General features: G+C 66.9%; 20 protein-coding genes and 2 pseudogenes. 12 read left to right on the top strand and 10 right to left on the bottom strand.

Translation table 11 applies throughout. From position 1 onward, the window contains the following. Window positions 1–14: 14 nt before the first annotated feature. The gene (pdxH, locus tag G6N54_RS23425) at window positions 15–641 is read right to left on the bottom strand and encodes a pyridoxamine 5'-phosphate oxidase (RefSeq protein ID WP_163794921.1); all 627 of its coding nucleotides are present in this window, start codon (window positions 639–641) and stop codon (window positions 15–17) included. 104 nt (window positions 642–745) lie between these two features. Here pdxH and G6N54_RS23420 point away from each other — a divergent pair, with 104 nt between their 5' ends. Both G6N54_RS23420 and G6N54_RS23415 read left to right on the top strand, forming a co-directional pair. Continuing rightward, window positions 746–1,867 (top strand): citrate synthase 2, encoded by a 1,122-nt coding sequence (locus G6N54_RS23420; protein WP_163792457.1) that lies wholly within the window; start codon window positions 746–748, stop codon window positions 1,865–1,867. Window positions 1,868–1,993: 126 nt separating this feature from the next. Next, on the top strand, window positions 1,994–2,452 hold the full coding sequence (locus tag G6N54_RS23415) for a VOC family protein (RefSeq protein WP_163792455.1): 459 nt from the start codon (window positions 1,994–1,996) through the stop codon (window positions 2,450–2,452). Here the strand turns inward: G6N54_RS23415 and G6N54_RS23410 are convergent. Together G6N54_RS23410 and G6N54_RS23405 are read right to left on the bottom strand one after the other, a co-directional pair. Next, on the bottom strand, window positions 2,449–4,134 hold the full coding sequence (locus G6N54_RS23410) for an FAD-dependent oxidoreductase (RefSeq protein WP_163792453.1): 1,686 nt from the start codon (window positions 4,132–4,134) through the stop codon (window positions 2,449–2,451). The genes G6N54_RS23415 and G6N54_RS23410 overlap by 4 nt on opposite strands. An 18-nt stretch (window positions 4,135–4,152) precedes the next feature. Next, entirely contained in the window at window positions 4,153–5,178 is a 1,026-nt protein-coding gene (locus G6N54_RS23405) for an AurF N-oxygenase family protein (RefSeq protein ID WP_163792451.1), read from the bottom strand. Window positions 5,179–5,410: 232 nt separating this feature from the next. Here G6N54_RS23405 and serC point away from each other — a divergent pair, with 232 nt between their 5' ends. Together serC and sepH are read left to right on the top strand one after the other, a co-directional pair. After that, complete coding sequence (gene serC / locus G6N54_RS23400) at window positions 5,411–6,529, top strand: phosphoserine transaminase (RefSeq protein WP_163792449.1); 1,119 nt, start codon at window positions 5,411–5,413, stop codon at window positions 6,527–6,529. Between the two features lie 133 nt (window positions 6,530–6,662). Beyond that, window positions 6,663–7,451 (top strand): septation protein SepH, encoded by a 789-nt coding sequence (gene sepH, locus G6N54_RS23395; RefSeq protein WP_163792447.1) that lies wholly within the window; start codon window positions 6,663–6,665, stop codon window positions 7,449–7,451. Here sepH and G6N54_RS23390 read toward each other — a convergent pair whose 3' ends face one another. From G6N54_RS23390 to G6N54_RS23380, 3 genes are read right to left on the bottom strand one after another with little or no spacing between them, the layout of a single operon-like run. Then, window positions 7,452–7,739, bottom strand: coding sequence for a DUF2537 domain-containing protein (locus G6N54_RS23390; protein ID WP_163792445.1), 288 nt, complete (start codon window positions 7,737–7,739; stop codon window positions 7,452–7,454). It lies immediately after the preceding gene. Then, window positions 7,736–8,560 (bottom strand): TrmH family RNA methyltransferase, encoded by an 825-nt coding sequence (locus tag G6N54_RS23385; protein WP_163792443.1) that lies wholly within the window; start codon window positions 8,558–8,560, stop codon window positions 7,736–7,738. Before G6N54_RS23385 ends, G6N54_RS23390 begins: the two co-directional genes overlap by 4 nt. Continuing rightward, window positions 8,557–8,988: an Rv0880 family HTH-type transcriptional regulator gene (locus tag G6N54_RS23380; RefSeq protein ID WP_163792442.1), complete on the bottom strand. Its 432-nt coding sequence runs from the start codon at window positions 8,986–8,988 to the stop codon at window positions 8,557–8,559. The genes G6N54_RS23385 and G6N54_RS23380 overlap by 4 nt, the downstream gene beginning before the upstream one ends. Before the next feature lie 122 nt (window positions 8,989–9,110). On the opposite strand from G6N54_RS23380, the gene G6N54_RS23375 reads away from it, so the two are divergent. Together G6N54_RS23375 and G6N54_RS23370 are read left to right on the top strand one after the other, a co-directional pair. Beyond that, a complete protein-coding gene (locus tag G6N54_RS23375; protein WP_163792439.1) occupies window positions 9,111–9,386 on the top strand; it encodes a DUF2530 domain-containing protein in 276 nt (91 codons plus the stop codon). 19 nt (window positions 9,387–9,405) lie between these two features. Further along, a complete protein-coding gene (locus G6N54_RS23370) occupies window positions 9,406–9,861 on the top strand; it encodes an SRPBCC family protein (protein ID WP_163792437.1) in 456 nt (151 codons plus the stop codon). A gap of 239 nt (window positions 9,862–10,100) precedes the next feature. Here G6N54_RS23370 and G6N54_RS23365 read toward each other — a convergent pair. Next, a pseudogene (locus tag G6N54_RS23365) lies at window positions 10,101–10,877 on the bottom strand (DUF3027 domain-containing protein); the annotation flags it as partial. A gap of 116 nt (window positions 10,878–10,993) precedes the next feature. On the opposite strand from G6N54_RS23365, the gene G6N54_RS23360 reads away from it, so the two are divergent. The 3 genes and pseudogenes from G6N54_RS23360 to G6N54_RS23350 all read left to right on the top strand — a co-directional run. Next, window positions 10,994–12,637: an MFS transporter gene (locus G6N54_RS23360; RefSeq protein WP_163794920.1), complete on the top strand. Its 1,644-nt coding sequence runs from the start codon at window positions 10,994–10,996 to the stop codon at window positions 12,635–12,637. Beyond that, on the top strand, window positions 12,634–13,122 hold the full coding sequence (locus G6N54_RS23355; protein ID WP_163792433.1) for a DUF2771 domain-containing protein: 489 nt from the start codon (window positions 12,634–12,636) through the stop codon (window positions 13,120–13,122). The genes G6N54_RS23360 and G6N54_RS23355 overlap by 4 nt, the downstream gene beginning before the upstream one ends. Window positions 13,123–13,227: 105 nt before the next feature. Further along, window positions 13,228–14,072, top strand: a pseudogene (locus G6N54_RS23350) (endonuclease domain-containing protein); the annotation flags it as partial. An 88-nt stretch (window positions 14,073–14,160) separates the two neighbouring features. Here the strand turns inward: G6N54_RS23350 and G6N54_RS23345 are convergent. From G6N54_RS23345 to G6N54_RS23335, 3 genes are all read right to left on the bottom strand, one after another. Beyond that, the gene (locus tag G6N54_RS23345) at window positions 14,161–15,159 is read right to left on the bottom strand and encodes a glutathione S-transferase family protein (protein WP_163792431.1); all 999 of its coding nucleotides are present in this window, start codon (window positions 15,157–15,159) and stop codon (window positions 14,161–14,163) included. A gap of 14 nt (window positions 15,160–15,173) precedes the next feature. Beyond that, window positions 15,174–17,129 carry an acyl-CoA dehydrogenase family protein gene (locus G6N54_RS23340; protein ID WP_163792429.1) on the bottom strand — a complete coding sequence of 652 codons (1,956 nt, stop codon included), beginning with the start codon at window positions 17,127–17,129 and terminating at the stop codon, window positions 15,174–15,176. Window positions 17,130–17,204: 75 nt separating this feature from the next. Then, entirely contained in the window at window positions 17,205–17,612 is a 408-nt protein-coding gene (locus G6N54_RS23335; protein WP_163792427.1) for a cold-shock protein, read from the bottom strand. 165 nt (window positions 17,613–17,777) lie between these two features. Here G6N54_RS23335 and G6N54_RS23330 point away from each other — a divergent pair, with 165 nt between their 5' ends. The 3 genes from G6N54_RS23330 to G6N54_RS23320 are packed head-to-tail and all read left to right on the top strand — an operon-like array spanning window position 17,778 to window position 19,526. Next, the gene (locus tag G6N54_RS23330) at window positions 17,778–18,176 is read left to right on the top strand and encodes a YccF domain-containing protein (RefSeq protein WP_163794919.1); all 399 of its coding nucleotides are present in this window, start codon (window positions 17,778–17,780) and stop codon (window positions 18,174–18,176) included. Next, on the top strand, window positions 18,173–19,255 hold the full coding sequence (gene moaA / locus G6N54_RS23325) for a GTP 3',8-cyclase MoaA (protein ID WP_163792425.1): 1,083 nt from the start codon (window positions 18,173–18,175) through the stop codon (window positions 19,253–19,255). Before G6N54_RS23330 ends, moaA begins: the two co-directional genes overlap by 4 nt. After that, window positions 19,248–19,526: a MoaD/ThiS family protein gene (locus G6N54_RS23320; protein ID WP_163792423.1), complete on the top strand. Its 279-nt coding sequence runs from the start codon at window positions 19,248–19,250 to the stop codon at window positions 19,524–19,526. Before moaA ends, G6N54_RS23320 begins: the two co-directional genes overlap by 8 nt. The last annotated feature ends 12 nt before the right edge of the window (window positions 19,527–19,538 follow it).

Raw genomic sequence — 19,538 nt, 5'->3', positions numbered from 1 at the left:
CCCGGCGCGCGTGATCAGGGCTGCAGGCGTTCGACGCGGCCGCCGATGACCCGAATGCGGTTATGCAGCCGGTTTTCGCGGCCCTGCCAAAACTCCACCACCTCGGGCGCTATCAGGTAGCCGCCCCAGTTCGGCGGCACCGGGATGGTCTCGGAATCGGCGAAGCGGCCAGTGACTTCGGCCAGCTGATCGAGCAGCGCCGCACGGGATGCGATCGGCTGCGACTGGTGCGACGCCCAGGCGCCCAGCTGTGAGCCGCGTGGCCGTTTGGACCAGTAGTCCTCGTTGGCCTGCGCGCTGACTCTGGTCACCGCGCCGCGGACGTGGACTTGGCGTCCCAGTAGGTGCCAGGGAAAGATCGCCGACGCGTACGGCGTCTCGGCCAGCTCGATGCCCTTGGCGGAGTCGTAGTTGGTGAAAAAGGTGATCCCGCTCTCGTCGACGCTCTTGCACAGCACCGTACGGCTGATCGGCTTGCCGTCCGCGACCGTCGCCACCACCATCGCGTTGGGCTCGGGGACCCCGAAACGTTCGGCGTCGTCGATCCACGTCCGCAATAACGCAAGCCACCCGTCGGCGAGCCAGGAAGCGTCGAGATCGGGGCTGGCGTCGCGCTCCGCCGAGCCGTATTCCACGCGCATCCGCTGCAGGTGATCTTGGTCTGGTCCGGCCACCGGCCCAACGCTACCGGCGGTAGCTACCGGCCGGTAGCGTCGGCCAAACTCCGAGGTGCAAGAATTTTCCTATGTCTGTGGTCCCGGAAAATTTTGTCCCCGGTCTCGAGGGCGTCGTAGCCTTCACCACCGAGATCGCCGAACCGGATAAGGACGGCGGTGCGCTGCGCTACCGCGGCGTCGACATCCAAGACCTGGTGGACCAGCAGGTGACATTTGGCGATGTCTGGGCGCTCCTGGTCGACGGTAGGTTCGGCCACGGTTTGCCGCCTGCCGAGCCGTTCCCGCTGCCGATCCACACCGGCGACGTTCGCGTCGACGTGCAGGCAGGCCTGGCCATGCTGGCGCCGATCTGGGGCTACAAGCCGCTGCTGGATACCGACGAAGCCACCGCCCGCGACCAGCTGGCCCGGGCGTCGGTGATGGCGCTGTCCTACGTCGCGCAGTCCGCGCGCGGCATCTACCAACCTGCCGTGCCGCAGCGGGTCATCGATGAATGCCAAACGGTCACGGCGCGTTTCATGACCCGCTGGCAGGGCGAGCCCGATCCGAGGCACGTCGAGGCCATCGACGCGTATTGGGTGTCGGCCGCCGAACACGGCATGAATGCCTCGACGTTCACCGCCCGGGTGATCGCGTCCACCGGCGCCGACGTCGCAGCGGCGCTGTCCGGAGCGATCGGAGCGATGAGCGGTCCGCTGCACGGTGGCGCACCGGCGCGGGTGCTGCCGATGCTCGAGGAGGTCGAGCGCACCGGCGACGCGCGCGGCCTGGTCAAGAAGATCCTGGACAGCGGCGACAAGCTGATGGGATTCGGGCACCGGGTCTACCGCGCGGAGGACCCACGGGCCCGTGTACTGCGTGCGACCGCCGAGCGACTGAAAGCGCCGCGCCACGAGGTCGCGGTTGCCCTGGAGCAGGCCGCGCTGACCGAGCTGCGCGAACGCCGTCCGGATCGGGCGATCGAGACCAACGTCGAGTTCTGGGCCGCGGTCATCCTGGACTTCGCCGAGGTGCCGGCCAACATGATGCCGGCGATGTTCACCTGTGGGCGCACCGCGGGCTGGTGCGCGCACATTCTCGAGCAGAAACGGCTCGGCAAGCTGGTACGGCCGTCGGCGGTTTACGTGGGACCGGCGCCGCGCAGCCCGGAGTCCGTCGAGGGCTGGGATCGGGTTCTCGCGCACGCGTAATCCGCTTGTCGGTGCCCGGCGTTTGAATGGGTCTCGCCGCGATGATTTTGCGTCGCGGGCGCAGTCAATAACCGTGAGCCAGTCCCGGCCGGGTCTGGCGTGCGACACGACAGCAAGGAGACCACAATGGCCATCACGATCGAACCCGCAGTTCTCCCCCATCTCGTCGTCGACGACGCCGCGGCGGCAATCGACTTCTACGTCAAGGCTTTCGGCGCCGAGGAGATCGGCCGGGTGCCAGGCCCGGACGGCAAGCTGGTGCACGCCGCGGTGCGCATCAACGGGAGCACGGTCATGCTCAACGACGACTTTCCCGAGATGTGTGGCGGCAAGTCGATGACGCCCACGTCGCTGGGTGGAACGCCGGTCACCATTCATCTGACGGTCACCGATGTCGACACCAAGTTCCAGCGGGCGCTGGACGCCGGCGCCACGCTGGTGATGCCGCTGGACGACCAGTTCTGGGGTGACCGCTACGGCGTGGTCGCGGACCCATTCGGCCACCACTGGTCGCTAGGACAGCCGATGCGCGAGGTCAGCCCGGAGGAGATCCAAGCAGCCATGGCCGCGCAGGCGGGCAGCTAGCCCAGTAGCCGCGCCAGCAGCCGGCGTTTCGGCGCCGGTGGCGCGGTCGCAGCGGCGGCCGCGAGCATGTCGGCGATGTCGGTGAATTTGTTGCGCGGGCGCCCGTCGTCGATGCCGCGGGCAATCTCCGCGGCGTCGATCGCGGCCCATCCCGCGGAGTCGACGACGTCGGGCTGGCGTGCGTGCACCAGCTGGTCCAGTCCGTCCGGCTTGGCCACCGGGTCGGTCAGCGCGCCGGCGTTGTAATCGGCGACCAGCCCCTGGACCGTCTGGAAGGAACAGGACTTGTTGGTGCCGATAAAGCCCGTCGGGCCGCGCTTGATCCACCCCGCGACGTAGGTCCCGGTCACCGGCCGGCCGGAGACGGGGTCGACGACGCGGCCGCCGTCGTTGGGAACGACCGATGCCGACTCGTCGAACGGAAGATCGCGAATCAGCTTGCCGCGGTAGCCAATCGACGTCAGCACCAGACCCGCATCGATGCGGTGCACCTCGTCGGCGCCGGTGATCGAGAACTCCACGCCGGTGGCACGCTGCTCACCGAGCACGCGCGCGGGGGTGAGTCGATAGGCCAGCCGGATGCGTGGACGGGAGCCCGGAATCGACGCGTCGCCGAGCTTGTTCAGGATCTCGAGTTTGTTGCGGGTCAACGTGTCCGGGGCGGTCGCGAGATCGCGGGCCACCAGGCTGTGGTCGCCGGCATCGAGCACGACGTCGGAAGCGCCTGCCAGCCCGATCAATTCGGGCAGGGTGAACGCCGAGTCGGCAGGGCCGCGCCGGGCGGCGATCACGACCTCACGGACCGCGGACTTGCGGAACGCCGCGAGTGCACGGTCGGAGATGTCGGTGCGGGCCAGGTCGTCCGGATCCGCGGTCAACACGCGGGCCACGTCGAGCGCGACGTTGCCGTTGCCGATGATCAGCACTCGCTCGTGGCTGAGATCGACTGGCAGGTACTGAAAGTCGGGATGGCCGTTGATCCACGCGACGAGCTCGGTCGCGGTGCCGGTGCCGGGCAGGCCCATGCCGTCGATGTCGAGCCGGCGGTCGTCGGGCGCGCCCACCGCGTACAGCACGGCGTGGTGATGCGCCAGCAACTCGGCGTGGCTCAGGTGCTTGCCGACCTCGACGTTGAGATAGAAGCGGAAGTGGCGATGCCGGGAAACCCGGTCGAAGAGCTCGGTCACCTTCTTGGTGTTCTGGTGATCGGGTGCCACCCCTGTACGCACCAAACCGTAAGGCGTGGGTAGCTTTTCGAAGACATTGACCCGCACGCCATGCTGGGTGAGCAGTTCGTCGGCGGCGTACATCGCCGCCGGCCCGGACCCGACGATCGCGACGGTCAGTGGCCGGCGCCGGGCGTGCACCTCGGCGGCCGGGATCACCGGCGCCAGCTTCGACGTCGGCGGCAGCTTCACGTCGGCCGGTCGCTCGGGATAGAACGAGGCGTTGATCTCGGCGAACGGCAGCTGCTTGCTTTCCAGCCGGTTGTCGGGCGCGATCGCGCCCACCGGGCAAGCGCTCACACATGCACCGCAGTCCACACAGGCCAGCGGATCGATGTAGAGCATCTCGGTCGTCGCGAATCCCGGCTCGTCCGGTGACGGGTGAATGCAATTCACCGGACAGGCGAAGACGCAGGACCCGTCGTTACAGCACGACTGGGTAATAACGTGCGGCATATAGGGAACTCGCGGCGGTTACGCGGCCGGGACAGCGGACAGATGCTGGCGCTGTGGCTCGCTGCGGTAACGCGACGGCTTGCCGTTGATCTTGCAGATCCGCCACATCAGCCGCGCGGAGCGGTTTTCCATCAGCCCGGTGTCATAGGCGAGCATCCGCACATCACCGAACATGTCGGACAACCACTTACGCGATTCCGGTGACCGGAAGAACAGTTCCTTTTTGACCTCCCGCGGTATGTCGAACTCACGCCAGAAAGACTTGGGCGGCACCACAATTGCGCGGCACAACAGCTTCATGGTCAGCGGCAGGTACAACGCGGTCCAGAACCGTTGCCGTTTGGCCAATTCCGGCAACCGCTTGCGGAGGAATTCGTGCGCGAACGAGATGTGCCGCGCTTCCTCGGCCACGTGGATCGCCATCACCCGCTCCATGATCGGGTGCAACGACTTGCCTTCGCGCAGAACGTTTTTCTGCGTGTGGTCGATGGGTTCCTCGCCGGCCAGCACTCCGATGAAGAACGCCACCGGCAGCGGCCCGGCCACCAGCGGAACCGCCGGCGACAGCCACTTCAGCATCCGCGGCATGCCCGGGACGTCGGCGCCGATGCGGTTGACCATCTCCTGGAACATCATGGTGTGGTTGCACTCTTCGACCGATTCGTGCAAGCAGTACCGGTATTCCGGGGAACCATTGGGCACCCAGAACGTGTAGTTCATCAGGCCGCGGATCAGGATCGACTCGAAGTGCAACCCCACCTTGGCCACGTTCGCCTGGCGCCACATGCCGATCTTGATCTGGCGCTCTTCGGACTGGGCCTGATACCAGGGGTGTCGGCCCAACGGGTCCGTCGCCGGAAGAATCCACCGCGGGTCATTCTCGGTGACGGCGAACTCCGGTGATTCCCAATCGATGTCGGTGTACGGGTTGAAATTCCGCCGCACAGACCCCTCAGACAGTGTGGCGAGCATCTGCACGTACTCGGCGTCGTCGCGCACTTCCATCTTCTTGCGCCAACGCCGGACCATTCGCGTCCTAGCCATATCCAAGCCTCCCCAACGAGGTTTACATTCGGACGTGCTATGTCCAAACAGTACCGCAGGTACCGGGAATTGACTAGAGCCCTCGCGAGCACTGTCGCCTGACCAGTGGTCATCGACACTCTGTGATCTGCATCACATCAAACGGCCGTTGTCACTCTAGGTAGCCGTTGCTGCGGCCGAACAAACAGCCCGCCGCATCGCCCTATCAGGTCGGCTCACTACCCTGAGGAGCATGGCTGACCAGCTCCAGATTCCCGCTGACCTCAAACCTCGTGACGGCCGCTTCGGGTGCGGCCCCTCCAAGGTCCGACCCGAGCAATTGCAGGCCCTGACCACCACCGCGGCGGCGCTGTTCGGCACCTCGCACCGGCAGGCGCCGGTCAAGAATCTGGTGGGCCGGGTGCGCAAGGGGGTCGCGGAGCTTTTCTCCGTGCCGGACGGGTACGAGGTCGTTCTCGGCAACGGTGGCGCGACCGCCTTCTGGGATTCGGCCGCGTTCGGGCTGATCGACAAGCGCTCGCTGCACCTGTCCTTCGGCGAGTTCAGCTCGAAGTTCGCCTCCTGTGTCGCCAAGAACCCGCTCGTCGGCGATCCGATCATCGTCAAGGCCGACGCCGGCAGCGCGCCCGAGCCGCAGACCGACCCGTCGGTCGACGCGATCGGTTGGGCGCACAACGAGACGTCGACCGGCGTTGCCGTCCCGATCCGTCGCCCGGCCGGTTCGGGCGACGCCCTGGTCCTCATCGACGCGACGTCCGGGGCCGGCGGGCTTCCGGTCGACATCAGCGACACCGATGCCTACTACTTCTCGCCGCAGAAGAACTTCGCCAGCGACGGCGGCCTGTGGCTGGCCGTGATGAGCCCCGCCGCGCTGGCCCGGGTCGAGGCCATCGCCGCCTCCGGTCGCTGGGTGCCCGACTTCCTGTCGCTGCCGATCGCGATCGAGAACAGCCTCAAGGATCAGACGTACAACACACCCGCGATCGGCACCTTGGCGCTGATGGCCGAGCAGCTCGACTGGATGCTGGGCAACGGCGGACTGGACTGGGCGGTCAAGCGCACGGCGGATTCGTCGCAGCGGCTGTACTCGTGGGCCCAGGAGCGGTCGTACACCACGCCGTTCGTCACCGATCCGGCCCTGCGCTCCCAGGTGGTGGGCACCATCGATTTCGTCGACGACGTCGACGCCGCGGCGGTCGCCAAGGTTTTGCGGGCGAACGGGATCGTCGATACCGAGCCGTACCGCAAGCTCGGCCGCAACCAGTTGCGGATCGCGATGTTTCCCGCGGTCGACCCCGACGACGTCAGCGCATTGACGCAATGCGTCGACTGGGTTGTCGAACGGCTTTAACCCGCCGGCCATCGACGCGCAAACCGCCCAGCGTGTCAGCACAGGTTGTGGGCGTTAGCTGGACTAGAGTGCGGCACAGTGACGGGTCCGGAGAAATTGAAGCTGACCTGCACAAAGCCTGCGAGGAGAAGCCATGCGGGAACTCAAAGTGGTTGGGCTCGACGCCGACAGCAAATACATCATCTGTGAGGGTGATGGCCCCGCGGAGCAATTCAAGCTGGCGGTCGACGATCGAGTGCGGGACCTGGTACGCAAGCAAGTGGCGCCGCCCGACCAGCCGCACCTCGACATGGAAGTCACCAACATGCTGAGCCCCAGGGAGATTCAGGCCAAGATCCGGGCCGGCGCCTCCGTGGAGCAGGTGGCAGCGGCGTCGGGCTCAGACCTCTCCCGCGTCCGCCGATTCGCCCACCCGGTGTTGCTGGAGCGCTTCCGCGCTGCCGAGCTGGCAACCGCCGCACACCCCATGCTCGCCGATCGGCCCGCGGTGATGACCCTGCTGGAGACCGTCAGCGCCGCGATGGTCACCCGCGGCCTGGATCACAGTGGACTCAGCTGGGACGCCTGGCGCAACGAGGACAACCGCTGGACCGTGCAGCTGGCTTGGAAGGTCGGCCGTTCCGACAATCTGGCGCATTTCTGCTTTGTTCCGGGCGCGCACGGTGGCACCGTCACCGCGATCGACGATGCGGCCAGTGAGCTGATCGACCCGGACTTCGAGCGTCCGCTGCGCCCGCTGGCCCGGGTGGCTCACGTCGCGTTCGAAGCGCCCGCGGCCGAGCCGGTGGCCGTCACCGAGCCGGTGGAGCCGGCCGCTGCCGCCCCGCCGCCGGAGCAGCCGGTGCACAGCCGTCGCGGCAAGCCCGTCATTCCGGCTTGGGAGGACGTGCTGCTCGGCGTGCGCTCGGGCGGACAGCGCTAGCTACGACAACGTCATCGCGAGCAGCGCCAGCCACGCGATCGTCACGCCCACTCCCGCGCCCAGCACAAACCAGCGCAGCACTGGAGTGCGCCGCCACCCCCACAGCGTCGGCGCCAGTCCGCCCGCGGCCACCACATTGAGCCCGACGGCCAACAGTGGATGCACCCGGACCAGACCGAGACTGAGCACCACGATCGCGGCGCCGGTGACCGCGGCGACAAACCCCGCGACCGTCAAACCCGTTGCCCAGGGCACAGACTGGGTGTGCTGGCCGAGTTTGTCGCTCACCCGCCGAGCCTAACCCGCTCGTAGAACGCCAACGCCGCAGCGGTCGCGACGTTGAGCGAGTCGGTGCCGCGCGACATCGGGATGCGCACTCGCACGTCGCTCATCCTCAGGGTGGCGGGGGTCAGGCCCGGGCCTTCGGCGCCGACCAGCACCGCGATCCGATCATCGCGCGCGGCGGCCATCGCGTCGGCCAGTGCGCACGCCTCGCCGTCCGGGGTCATAGCCAGCAGCCGGAATCCGCTTTCTTTCAGCATCCCGAGATCGGCGGGCCAGTTCGGAGAGCGGGCGTAGGGCACCAGCAGCGCATGCCCCATCGAGACCCGAACGGCCCGACGGTAGAGCGGGTCGGCGCAGCCGCTGCCGAACACCACCGCGTCCACGCCCAGGCCCGCCGCGTTGCGGAAGATGGAGCCCAGGTTCTCGTGGTCGTTGACACCTTCGAGTACGGCGATCGTTCGCGCGCCCTCGATCAGCTGGGCAACGCTCGGCTCCGCCACCCGTCGCGCGGCGGCCAACACCCCACGGTTGAGGTGGAAGCCGACCACCTGCGCCATGACGTCGGCGGATGTCCGGTAGAACGGGGCCCCGGCGCCGATCAGGTCGTCTTTGAGCTCGTCGAGCCTGCGCTCGGTGCCGAGCAGGGCGTGCGGCGTGAACCGGGACGCCAGCATCCGCTGCACGACCAGCACACCCTCGGCGATCACCAGTCCTTTGCCGGTGGGCAGGTCGGGGCGCCGGTCGATGCTGTTCAGGTCGCGGAAATCATCGAGCCGCGGGTCGTCGGGATCGTTGACGTCCTGGACATCCAGGCGCGGGCTCACGGGCTTTCGTCGACCAGCGCCAACATCAGGTCGGCCGCCTCGCGAAGGGTGGCGCGCTTATCGCTGTCCATCGTCGCGAGCTGTTCGGCCAGCCACTCCTGGCGGGCACGGCGCGCCGCTTTGACCAATTCGGCTCCGGATTCGGAGACCGATACCAGCACCTGCCGGCCGTCGACGGGGTGCGGAGTGCGGTCGACGAAGCCTTCGTCCGCGAGCGACGCGATCACCCGAGTCATCGACGGGGGCCGGACGCGTTCGCGAATCGCCAAGGCGCCGGGCGTCATCGCGCCTTCATTGGCCAGGGTCGTCAATGCCGACAGCTGCGAAAGCGACGCCGGAGCGGACGGATTCCGAAACCGCAGTTGTCGCGCCAGCCGCATGACCGCCAACGACAGGTCGGCCGCCAGCCGCGCATCGCTGTCAGGCATGGCGCGAGGTTACATCGGAACGCAAGAATTCGGGCCTAGAAACGTCGAAGGGTGGCCGAGGACGCACCCGCTGGGACAACCGACGCGGCATGCGTTGACGACCGCGGGTTAAATTGATCGCGATGAGCGCCGAACCTGGCCCCAGCCCCGAGCCCCCTCCGCTGCCACCCGTGCTGCTGCAGGTGTGGCCGTTCATCGCAATTGGCGCCGTGGGCTGGCTGCTCGCCGTGGTCGCGGCGTTTCTTGTTCCCGCCCTTGCGAGTTGGCGTCCGATCGCGCTGGCCGGGTTGGGCACGGGCGTCGTCGGTACGTCGATCTTCTTGCTACAACTCGCCGGTGCCCGCCGTGGCGAGCGCGGCGCGCAGACGGGTCTGGAACCCTTCCTCGACCCCAAGTAGCTTCGGCCGGGAGGACGCAATGGTAGCCCCACTACTGCAGGCGCAAATCGACATCGATGCACCGCCCCGGAAAGTCTGGGCGCTGATTTCCGACTTCCGGCGCATGCCGCAGTGGAGTCCACAGTGCCGCTTGATGAAGGCGTTCGGACCGCTGCGACCGGGCACCCGCACGCTGAACCTCAACCGGCGCTTCCACGTGCTTTGGCCGACTACTGCCACCGTCATCGAGGTCATTCCGGAGCAGAAGCTGGCGTTTCGTGTCGACACCAACCGGACGATGTGGAGCTACGAACTCGAGCCCAACGGCAAAGGCACCCGGGTAGTCGAGAGCAGACACGCCGAGAACGGCGTCAGCGCGTATTCGAGTTTGTCGGTCAACGCGTTGTTCGGTGGGACCGCGAACTTCGAACGCGAATTGGTCGAGGGGATGAACGCCTCGCTGGCCAGGATCAAAGCCGCCGCCGAGAAAGGCTAGTCGGGCGAGTCCGTCGCCGATTCCGGTGCGTCCGGAGCGGCTTCCGGCTCCGCCGAGGCCTGCGAGGTTTCGGAAGGTGTTTCGGAAGGCTCTGCAGCCTGCGAGGCCTCGGCTGTCTCGGTCGGGACGTCGGGCACCGCCGGGGGCTCCTCCGTCGAAACCGCCGACGCCTCGGGCGATTCTTCGTCCGGTCCGGACACCTCGGCTGGCGCCGCCGGCGGATCCGACGCCGGAGGCTCGGGCGCCGCCATGACATCGAGGACACCGTCGTCGTAGGGCTCGTACACCGGTGAACCGCTGCCCGCCGGAGCCGGTGTGTCGGAATGGGCGCCACAGCCGTACTGCTTGTCGACGACGTGTCCGTCGGCGGACAGTTCGTTGCCGCATACCCCGAACATCGCGCCCAACGAACCCGCCAGCGGCAGGAAGAAGCCGCAGTCGCGGCACACCCGCTTGGTGGATCGCGCCATCGCCGAATCGGGTCCGTACTCCCCGGCGTGCCAGCGCTCGGCCGCGTCGGCGCGGCCCCACAGGCCCATCACCCAGCGCCGGCCCAGCCCGACTTCGGCGGCTGTCTCGTCGACCTGCGGGTCGCCGCTCGAGGTGAACCCGGGAACCAACCGCTCGTCGTTGGCCGCCGGGGGCAGCAGATCACCGGGGCTCAGGTCCCCTTGTCGCACCCGCTGGTCCCACGGCACCCAATCGGGCGCGAGCAGCGACGTCGGCCCGGGGACCAGCACGACCTCGCTGATCGTGGCATGGTCGGCGCCGGGGTAAGCGGCTACCACGGCGGCCCACTGCCACCCGCTGTAACCGGGCAGGTGAGCCAAGAATCGGTGGGTGGCTGCGGTCGCGTCTTCGTAACTGACGCCGAGGTAATCCCCGACCGCCTCGGGTCCGCTGAACTCCTCGACGGCCGCCCTGGCCTGGTCGACCGCACCCCGAAGCACCGCCGCCAACCCTTCGGGCCACTCGGCCACGGTTGCCACGGCGGATTCCTCGGTGGGTCCGTTCACGCTTTCTTCTCCACGCATCGCGTCTCAATACTAGGTTGGCGAGCCACGCCCGGTTGCCCCTCGGTATAAGACAGAATTGATTCGTGGCTGGACGGCGGCGTGATGATCCGGGCCGCGTGGCCCCCAACCCGGGCCGCCGGACCCGCACTGGATCGACGAATCAGCACCCGGGCATGGCCAATTACCCGACCGACGACGCGGACCATCGGCGCACGCGCCGCCCGCCCGCGCCGCCCAGCGCCAACCGCTATCTGCCGCCGCTGGGACGGCAGAAAGAACCGCCCCGCGACACCCCACCCCCGCGCCGCCCCACTCCCGGTGAACGGATCACCGTCACCCGCGCGGCCGCGATGCGTAGCCGCGAGATGGGCTCCCGGATGTACTGGATGGTCCAGCGGGCGGCCACCGCCGACGGTGCCGACAAGTCCGGCCTCACGGCGCTGACGTGGCCGGTGGTGGCCAACTCCGCGGCCGACTCCGCGATGGCAGTCGCGCTGGCGAACACGTTGTTCTTTGCCGCGGCCAGCGGGGAGAGCAAGTCCAAAGTTGCCCTTTATCTGCTGATTACCATCGCACCGTTCGCGGTGGTCGCACCGTTGATCGGTCCAGCGCTGGACCGACTCCAGCATGGCCGCCGCGTCGCGCTCGCCCTGTCCTTCGGACTGCGCACCGCGTTGGCAGTGCTGCTGATCATGAACTACGACGGCACCAGCGGCAGCTTTCCGTCCTGGGTGCTCTACCCGTGCGCGCTCGGGATGATGGTGTTCTCGAAGTCGTTCAGCGTGCTGCGCAGCGCGGTGACACCTCGGGTGATGCCGCCGACCATCGACCTGGTGCGGGTCAACGCCCGGCTGACCATGTTCGGTCTGCTCGGCGGCACGATCGCCGGCGGTGCGATCGCTGGCGGCGTCGAGTACGCCGGGACAAACTTGTTGAAGCTGCCCGGAGCGTTGTTCGTCGTGGTCGCGGTGACGATCGCCGGCGCGATGCTGTCGATGCGGATACCGCGTTGGGTCGAGGTGACGGCAGGCGAGGTCCCTACCACCCTGAGCTATCGGCAGGACAGCGAGCCGCTGCGCCGCAGCTGGCATAAGGAAGTCAGCGGGGCCCTTCGACAGCCGTTGGGCCGCAACATCATTACTTCGCTGTGGGGTAACTGCACGATCAAGGTGATGGTCGGCTTCCTGTTTCTGTATCCCGCCTTCGTCGCGAAGTCGCACCAAGCCAGCGGGTGGGAGCAGCTCGCGATGCTGGGTGTCATCGGCGCCGCGGCCGGGATCGGTAACTTCGTCGGCAATTTCACCACCGCACGGCTGAAACTGGGCAGGCCCGCCGTGCTGGTGGTGCGCTGCACCGTGGCGGTGTGCGCGGTCGCGTTGGCCGCGGCGATCGGCGGGACTCTGGTGTCGGCCGCGATCGCCACCCTGATCACCTCCGCCGCCGCCGCGATCGGCAAGGCGTCGCTGGACGCATCGCTGCAAGACGACCTGCCCGAAGAATCCCGGGCGTCGGCGTTCGGGCGCTCGGAGTCGACGCTGCAGCTGGCTTGGGTGTTGGGCGGCGCGGTGGGTGTGATGGTCTACACCGAGCTGTGGGTAGGCTTCACGGCCATCAGTGCGATATTGATTCTGGGTCTGGCGCAGACCATCGTCAGCTTCCGCGGCAACTCGTTGATCCCGGGCCTAGGCGGCAACCGGCCGGTGATGGTCGAGCAGGAAGGCATGCCGCGAGGCGGCATGACCGCGGCGGTGCCGAAGTGAAACGTGGTGTGGCCGTTGCGCTTGCGGTCGTGGTCACGCTGCTTGCCGTGGGCGCCGGAGTCGGCACGTGGTGGCTGCTGCGCGACTCCGGCCCGCAGCGACCAGAGATTAGTGCGTATTCGCACGGCCGCTCGATCCGGGTGGGGCCCTACCTGTATTGCAATGTGCTCAACCTCGACGACTGCCAGCGACCGGGAGCTCAGGGCGAGCTGCGGGTCACCGGCAACTATCCGGTGCAACTCTCGGTCCCCGAGGCGATTTCGCGGGCACCGTGGCGACTGCTACAGGTATACGAGGACCCGGCCAACACCGCGGCCACTATGTACCGTCCCAACACGCGGCTTGCGGTCACTATCCCGTCGATCGACCCGCAGCGCGGCCGGCTGACCGGAATCGTCGTGCAGCTACTGACTTTGGTGATCGATCCCGCGGGCGAACTGCGCGAAGCACCGCACGCGGAGTGGTCGGTGCGGCTCACCCACTGAGCCTCTCACCGCCGAACGTCGACTCGTTGGGCCGTAACGGGGCTATTTCCCCCAACAAGTCGACGTTGGGCCGAAGGTGTCGGTGCGGCGGAGCATGGTGTCGGCATGAAAGCCCTGGAGTGGCCGTTCAGAGGGACTGAAGCAATGGCCGCCGGACTCGTCACACCGCATCGATTACGGACGGACTTCGAACCGGTCCACCGCAACGTGTACATCCCGCGCGGGAAGAGGCTGACACCCGTGACACGGGCGATCGCCGCGTGGCTTTGGTCGGACCGTTCCGCGGCACTGGCTGGGCTGTCCGCGGCGGCAGTACACCGGACGGCGTGGATCGACGATTGGCTGCCCGCCGATTTGAACCGACGCAGCCGGGACAAAGCACGCGGCATCGTCTTGCATAGCGACTCACTCGACGAGGACCAAACGTGCGTCCGAGACGGGATCAGCCTAACGACGCCAGCACGGACGGCTTTCGACTTGGGTAGGCGAAAAGGCTTATTTACAGCGGTAATTCGGCTGGACGCGCTGATGCGCGCAACCGAGTTGAAGTCGGCCGACGTCGGACTATTAGCGGACCGGCATCAGGGTGCACGTGGATTAGTCCAACTGCGACAGGCCTTGCTGATGTCTGACGGTGGCGCGGAATCACCCTGCGAGACAAAGACCCGTCTGGCCCTTTTAGGTGGCGGATTGCCTAGGCCGCATACCCAGATCGAGGTGCTCAACGAGTGGGGCGCGGTTGTCGCGCGCATCGACATGGGCTGGGAAGAATGGTGCGTCGGAGTGGAATTCGACGGCGCACATCACTGGACCGACCCCACACAGCGGGCTAGGGACATCGATCGACTGGCAGAGCTTCAGGACAGGGGCTGGACGATCATCCGGTAAGTGCCGAGATGCTGCGATACCGACCCCAGGTCGTAGTCGCTCGTACCCGTGCCGCCCTGCTTGCCGCCGGTTGTCCGCTCTGAATAAGCGGAACGTCGACTTGTTGGGCCCGAAGGGGGCTATTTCTCCCAACAAGTCGACGTTCGGCACTCAAGGAAGTGCCGGCACCCGCTCGCTGTCGACCGGTGGCCCGGGCGGTGTTCCATCACCGAAAGGCCTGCCGCCCAACGCCTCCCGTCCGTGTGTGCTAAGCCAGTTGGTCAGGTCCGGCCCCTTGGGCACGATCCGGGTCGGATTGATGTCGGCGTGCACGATGTAGTAGTGCTGCTTGATCTGCATGAAGTCGACGGTGTCCCCGAACCCCGGCGTCTGGAACAGGTCACGCGCGTAGGCCCACAACACCGGCATCTCGGAGAGTTTGCTCCGGTTGCATTTGAAGTGCCCGTGATAAACCGGGTCAAAGCGGGCCAGCGTGGTGAACAGTCGCACATCGGCCTCGGTGATGGTGTCGCCCACCAAGTATCGCTGGTTGGTCAGCCGATCGCTCACCCAGTCCAGCGCGGTGAACAGCCGGTCATAGGCGGCGTCGTAGGCGTCTTGCGAGCCGGCGAAACCGCACCGGTACACGCCGTTGTTGATCTCGGTGTAGACCCGTCTGCTGACTTCGTCGATCTCGGCGCGCAGCCGCTCGGGGTATAGCTCGGGCGCGCCGTCGCGGTGATAGGCGGTCCACTCGGTGGACAGGTCCAGCGTCATCTGCGCGAAATCGTTGGTGACGACGCCGCCGGTCGGGACGTCGACGATCGCCGGAACGGTGATCCCCTTGGGATAGTCGGGGAAGCGTCTGAAATAGGCATCCTGCAGCCGCGGGATTTTCAGGACTGGGTCCACACCACCAGGGTCAAGGTCGAACGTCCAGCTGCGCTGGTCGTGGGTGGGACCGCAAAATCCAATGGAGAGGGCGTCTTCCAGGCCCAACAACCGCCGGACGATGATCGCGCGGTTCGCCCAGGGACAGGCGCGTGCGACGACGAGTCGATACCGCCCCGGCTCGACGGGATAGCCGTCGCGTCCGTCGGCGGTGATGCGGGTGGTGATGTAGTTGGTGTCGCGGGTGAATTCCCCTGCACCGGCAACGTAGGTGGCCATGGGAGATGATTCTGCTACTTGGCGTTTGAGCCCGTCGACGCAGACACCGTCAGGAACCGTCGAGCTAGGTTGGTCTCCGTGGTCTCGCCCGCTTCCCAGTGCGCGATCCACGGCCCGGTGCCATCGGACTGATCGACGATCCCGTCCTCCAGCCAGCGGTACCGTCCTTGCAACACCTCGTGGGTGAGCTGCACATCGCTGCTGTCGGTGTTGGCCCACAGGGCGTCGAACAGAGCCTCGACCCGCAAGCTCGCTTGCTGGCAGAATGCCTCGGCCAGCTCGTAAGCCTGTTGTCCCAGTTGCGGATCCGCGACGCGCTGCCCTTCGGCGCGCACGCACGCCGCCGACATCGCGAACAGCTCGGCGCCGATGTCGACGATGCGCCCCAGGAACCCCTGTTTTTGCTCGAGCTTGGCCTGCCAGCGCGCCATCCCGTAGAAGGTGTTGCGGGCCAGCTTGCGGGTGGAGCGCTCGATGAACCGCAGATGTGACGCCAGCGGACCGAATTCGCTGTAGGCACGCGGGCGCTGTCCCTCACCAAAAACAAGCTGTGGCAACCACTTTGCATAGAAGCCGCTGGCACCGACCGCCGCGGCGGCCTTTTCCCGCAACCCCGTGTCAGATTTCGCGAGGTCACCCGCGGCACTCAAGTGAGCATCGACGGCTTCACGGACGATGAGCAGCCGCATGATCTCACTGGACCCTTCGAAGATGCGATTGATGCGCAGATCACGCACCGCCTGTTCGGCAGGTACCGCGCGCTCTCCGCGCGCAGCCAGCGACTCCGCGGTTTCATAGCCACGACCACCGCGGATCTGTACGAGCTCATCGGCGATGACGCAAGCCATTTCGCTGGACCACAACTTGGCCAGCGCCGCCTCGATGCGGATGTCGTTGCGCCCTTCGTCGGCCATCTGGGCAGACAGTTCGAGCACGGCATCCAGCGCGTAGTTGGTGGCGGCGATGAACGAGATCTTGTGAGCCACCGCTTCATGTTTGGCCAACGGCTTGCCCCATTGCACCCGCTCACCGGACCATTCGCGGGCGATCTTCAGCGCCCACTTCGACGATCCCGTCGCGTTCGCGGGAATCGACAACCGCCCGGCGTTGAGCGTGGTCAGCGCGATCTTCAGGCCGTCGCCTTCCCGGCCGACCAGGTTCTCGCTGGGCACCCGGACGGCGTGCAGCCGGGTCACACCGTTCTCGATGCCGCGCAGTCCCATGAACTTGTTCCGCCGCTCCACGGTGATCCCGGGCGAATCCGCTTCGACGACGAAGGCGCTGATGCCGCCGCGGTGCCCGTCGCTCTTGGGCACTCGGGCCATCACCACCAGCAGTTCGGCGACCACGCCGTTGGTGGTCCACAACTTCACGCCCTCGAGTTCGTAGGCCTGCCCGTCGTCGACCGGTGTCGCCGTGCAGGCCAGCCGCGCGGGGTCAGAGCCCACGTCCGGCTCGGTGAGCAGAAAGGCCGATATCGCACCGGCGGCACACCGCGGCAAGAACTTTCGCTTCTGCTCGTCGGTGCCGGCAAGCTTCAGCGGCTCGGGGACCCCGATCGATTGATGCGCCGACAACAGCGCGCCCAGGCTCGGGTGAACCGACGAAATCATCATCAATGCCCGGTTATAGGCGACTTGCGACATGTTCAGCCCGCCGAATTCGGACGGAATCTTCATGCCGAAACAGCCCAGTGCGGCTAAGCCCTTGACGTATTCGTCGGGAATCTGCGCATCGCGTTCGATGACACTGCCGTCGACGGTGTCCAGGAATTCCCGCAGTTTCGCGAGAAACTCGCGGGTGCGCGCTTCGTCGGCGTCGGACGGTTTGGGGAGCGGGCGTATCAGCTCCAACGGGAAATGACCGAGAAACAACTCCTTGGCGAAGGACGGTTTATCCCAACCACTTTCGCGGGACTCTTCAGCGAGAGCTCTCGCTTGTTCCTCGGTGACCTGCGCCTGCTGTGCCATCGCAGCCTCCTCGCTACACGACTGTCGCGAGGAGTGAGTACCCAAACTGGGACGCGGTACTCCCCCGTCAGGGCGTTAGGCGTCGAGCTCCCGGGCCACGGCCTTGACGACCTCGGAGACGCGACGGGCCACCTTGCGGTCGGGGTAACGCCCCTTACGCAGCTCGGGCTGCACGGTGCTCTCCAGCAGAGTGACCATGTCCTCGACCATGCCGTGGAGCTCATCGGGGTTGTGCTTGTGCTCGACAGGTGCCTCGCGCCGCGTCTTGGCAAGGGTCGGGGGCGGGTCGATCAGCTTGAGACTCAACGCCTGAGGTCCGCGCCGGCCAGAAGCCAAGCCGAACTCCACCTTATGCCCCGTCTTCAGCCCCTCAACGCCCTCGGGCAACGCCGACGATCGGACGTAGGCGTCCTCGCCGTCTTCCTGCGATAGGAAGCCGAACCCCTTTTCGGCGTCGTACCACTTAACCTTGCCGGTCGGCACTGGTCTCACCTGCTTGTCTGAAGGAAATAACTAGGAATGGACAACATAAGAAGCGTCCCGCCTGTGCAGGACGCGATGCGGCTCCAGATCCTACTCGGGTGATTGCCCGGCCAGCACCCCCGTTTCCGCGTGACTCGCTACGCTGGCAGTACTGCTGGAGGAGATATGCGCCTGATTCTGAACGTCATCTGGCTTGTATTCGGCGGCCTCTGGATGGCCGTCGGGTACCTCGCTGCGGCACTCATCAGCTTTTTGCTCATCATTACGATTCCGTTCGGGTTCGCGGCGATGCGCATCGCGCTGTACACGCTGTGGCCGTTCGGCCGGACGATCGTCGACAAGCCGACCGCCGGCGCCGGCGCCCTGATCGGGAATGTCATCTGGGTGCTGCTGTTCGGTATCTGGCTGGCGATCGGGCATGTGGTGAGCGCGGCCGCCATGGCCGTGACGATTATCGGCATCCCGCTGGCACTGGCCAACCTCAAACTGATCCCGGTGTCGCTGATGCCGCTCGGCAAAGACATCGTTGCGATCGTTTCCACTCCCGCGCGGGTGCCCGCATGACGCTGACCGCACTCGGTGTGCCGACAGTGCCCAGCCTGTCGAGCGGCGGGGCCGTCGGCGTCGGAATGCCAACGGACGGCCCGCTGCTCGACACCTACGGCAGGGCCGCGACCGATCTGCGCGTCTCGCTGACCGATCGGTGCAACCTGCGGTGCAGTTACTGCATGCCGGCCGAGGGCCTGGACTGGCTGCCCGGAGAGCAGCTGCTGCGGCGCGAGGAGCTGGCCAGGCTGATGCATATCGCCGTCACCCGGCTCGGCGTCACCAGCGTGCGGTTCACCGGCGGTGAGCCGCTGTTGTCCCGCCATCTCGAAGAGGTGGTCACGGCGGCCGCCGCATTGCGTCCCCGCCCGGAGATCTCACTGACCACCAACGCCGTGGGGTTGGCGCGGCGGGCAGCCAAGCTGGCCGCGGCCGGGCTGGACCGGGTCAACATCTCACTGGACAGCGTGGACCGGGAGCGCTTCGCGGCCATCACCCGCCGCGACCGGCTGGCCGAGGTGGTGGCCGGCCTGACCGCGGCCAAGGCCGCCGGGCTGGCGCCGGTCAAAGTGAACGCGGTGCTCGATCCCGCTACCGGTCGCCAGGATGTCGTTGAGCTGCTGGGCTTCTGCCTCGACCACGGCTATCAGTTGCGCATCATCGAGCAGATGCCGCTGGACGCCGGGCACCAGTGGCGCCGGGACGCCGCGCTGACCGCCGACGATGTGCTGGCGGCGCTGCGTCCGCACTTCCGGTTCCGGCCCGATCCGACGCCCCGCGGTTCCGCTCCCGCCGAGCTGTGGCTGGTCGACACCGGCCCGGATACGCCGGCCGGAAAGTTCGGCGTCATCGCCTCGGTGTCGCACGCCTTCTGCGGGACCTGCGACCGCACCCGGCTGACGGCCGACGGCCAGATCCGCAGCTGCCTGTTCTCCGCCGCCGAGACCGACCTGCGTGGCCTGCTGCGCGGCGGCGCGACCGACGATGCGATCGAGGCCGCCTGGCGCACCGCGATGTGGGCCAAGCCCGCCGGCCACGGCATCAACGACCCGAACTTCGTCCAGCCCGATCGCCCGATGAGTGCTATCGGTGGCTGAGCTTTCCGTCGACACCGACGGCATCCAGGTGACGATCCGGTACTTCGCGGCCGCGCGCGCGGCGGCCGGAGCCGAGTCCGAAACGGTGGTGCTGCGCCAGGGCGCCACGGTGGCCGAGCTGGTTGAAACACTCGCCGTTCCGGGTACTCGTCTGGCAACCGTGTTGGACCGCTGCTCCTATCTCTGCGACGGCATCGCGGTCCGCGACGAAACCAAAGCGTTGCGCTCGGGTAACACGATTGATGTGTTACCACCCTTCGCCGGTGGTTAATTTTGTGAGATA

The organism is Mycobacterium stomatepiae (assembly GCF_010731715.1).
In the GTDB taxonomy this organism is placed as follows: domain Bacteria; phylum Actinomycetota; class Actinomycetes; order Mycobacteriales; family Mycobacteriaceae; genus Mycobacterium; species Mycobacterium stomatepiae.
This window is presented reverse-complemented; position numbering and strand designations above follow the sequence as displayed.

Bases quoted from the DNA above. Each gene is read 5' to 3' on its own strand.
- G6N54_RS23405 (WP_163792451.1), bottom strand. From the start codon at position 5,178: ATGGCTAGGACGCGAATGGTCCGGCGTTGGCGCAAGAAGATGGAAGTG.
- pdxH (WP_163794921.1), bottom strand. From the start codon at position 641: ATGCGCGTGGAATACGGCTCGGCGGAGCGCGACGCCAGCCCCGATCTC.
- G6N54_RS23340 (WP_163792429.1), bottom strand. From the start codon at position 17,129: ATGGCACAGCAGGCGCAGGTCACCGAGGAACAAGCGAGAGCTCTCGCT.
- moaA (WP_163792425.1), top strand. From the start codon at position 18,173: ATGACGCTGACCGCACTCGGTGTGCCGACAGTGCCCAGCCTGTCGAGC.
- serC (WP_163792449.1), top strand. From the start codon at position 5,411: ATGGCTGACCAGCTCCAGATTCCCGCTGACCTCAAACCTCGTGACGGC.
- G6N54_RS23380 (WP_163792442.1), bottom strand. From the start codon at position 8,988: ATGCCTGACAGCGATGCGCGGCTGGCGGCCGACCTGTCGTTGGCGGTC.
- G6N54_RS23415 (WP_163792455.1), top strand. From the start codon at position 1,994: ATGGCCATCACGATCGAACCCGCAGTTCTCCCCCATCTCGTCGTCGAC.
- G6N54_RS23345 (WP_163792431.1), bottom strand. From the start codon at position 15,159: ATGGCCACCTACGTTGCCGGTGCAGGGGAATTCACCCGCGACACCAAC.
- G6N54_RS23410 (WP_163792453.1), bottom strand. From the start codon at position 4,134: ATGCCGCACGTTATTACCCAGTCGTGCTGTAACGACGGGTCCTGCGTC.
- G6N54_RS23330 (WP_163794919.1), top strand. From the start codon at position 17,778: ATGCGCCTGATTCTGAACGTCATCTGGCTTGTATTCGGCGGCCTCTGG.
- G6N54_RS23420 (WP_163792457.1), top strand. From the start codon at position 746: ATGTCTGTGGTCCCGGAAAATTTTGTCCCCGGTCTCGAGGGCGTCGTA.
- sepH (WP_163792447.1), top strand. From the start codon at position 6,663: ATGCGGGAACTCAAAGTGGTTGGGCTCGACGCCGACAGCAAATACATC.
- G6N54_RS23375 (WP_163792439.1), top strand. From the start codon at position 9,111: ATGAGCGCCGAACCTGGCCCCAGCCCCGAGCCCCCTCCGCTGCCACCC.
- G6N54_RS23370 (WP_163792437.1), top strand. From the start codon at position 9,406: ATGGTAGCCCCACTACTGCAGGCGCAAATCGACATCGATGCACCGCCC.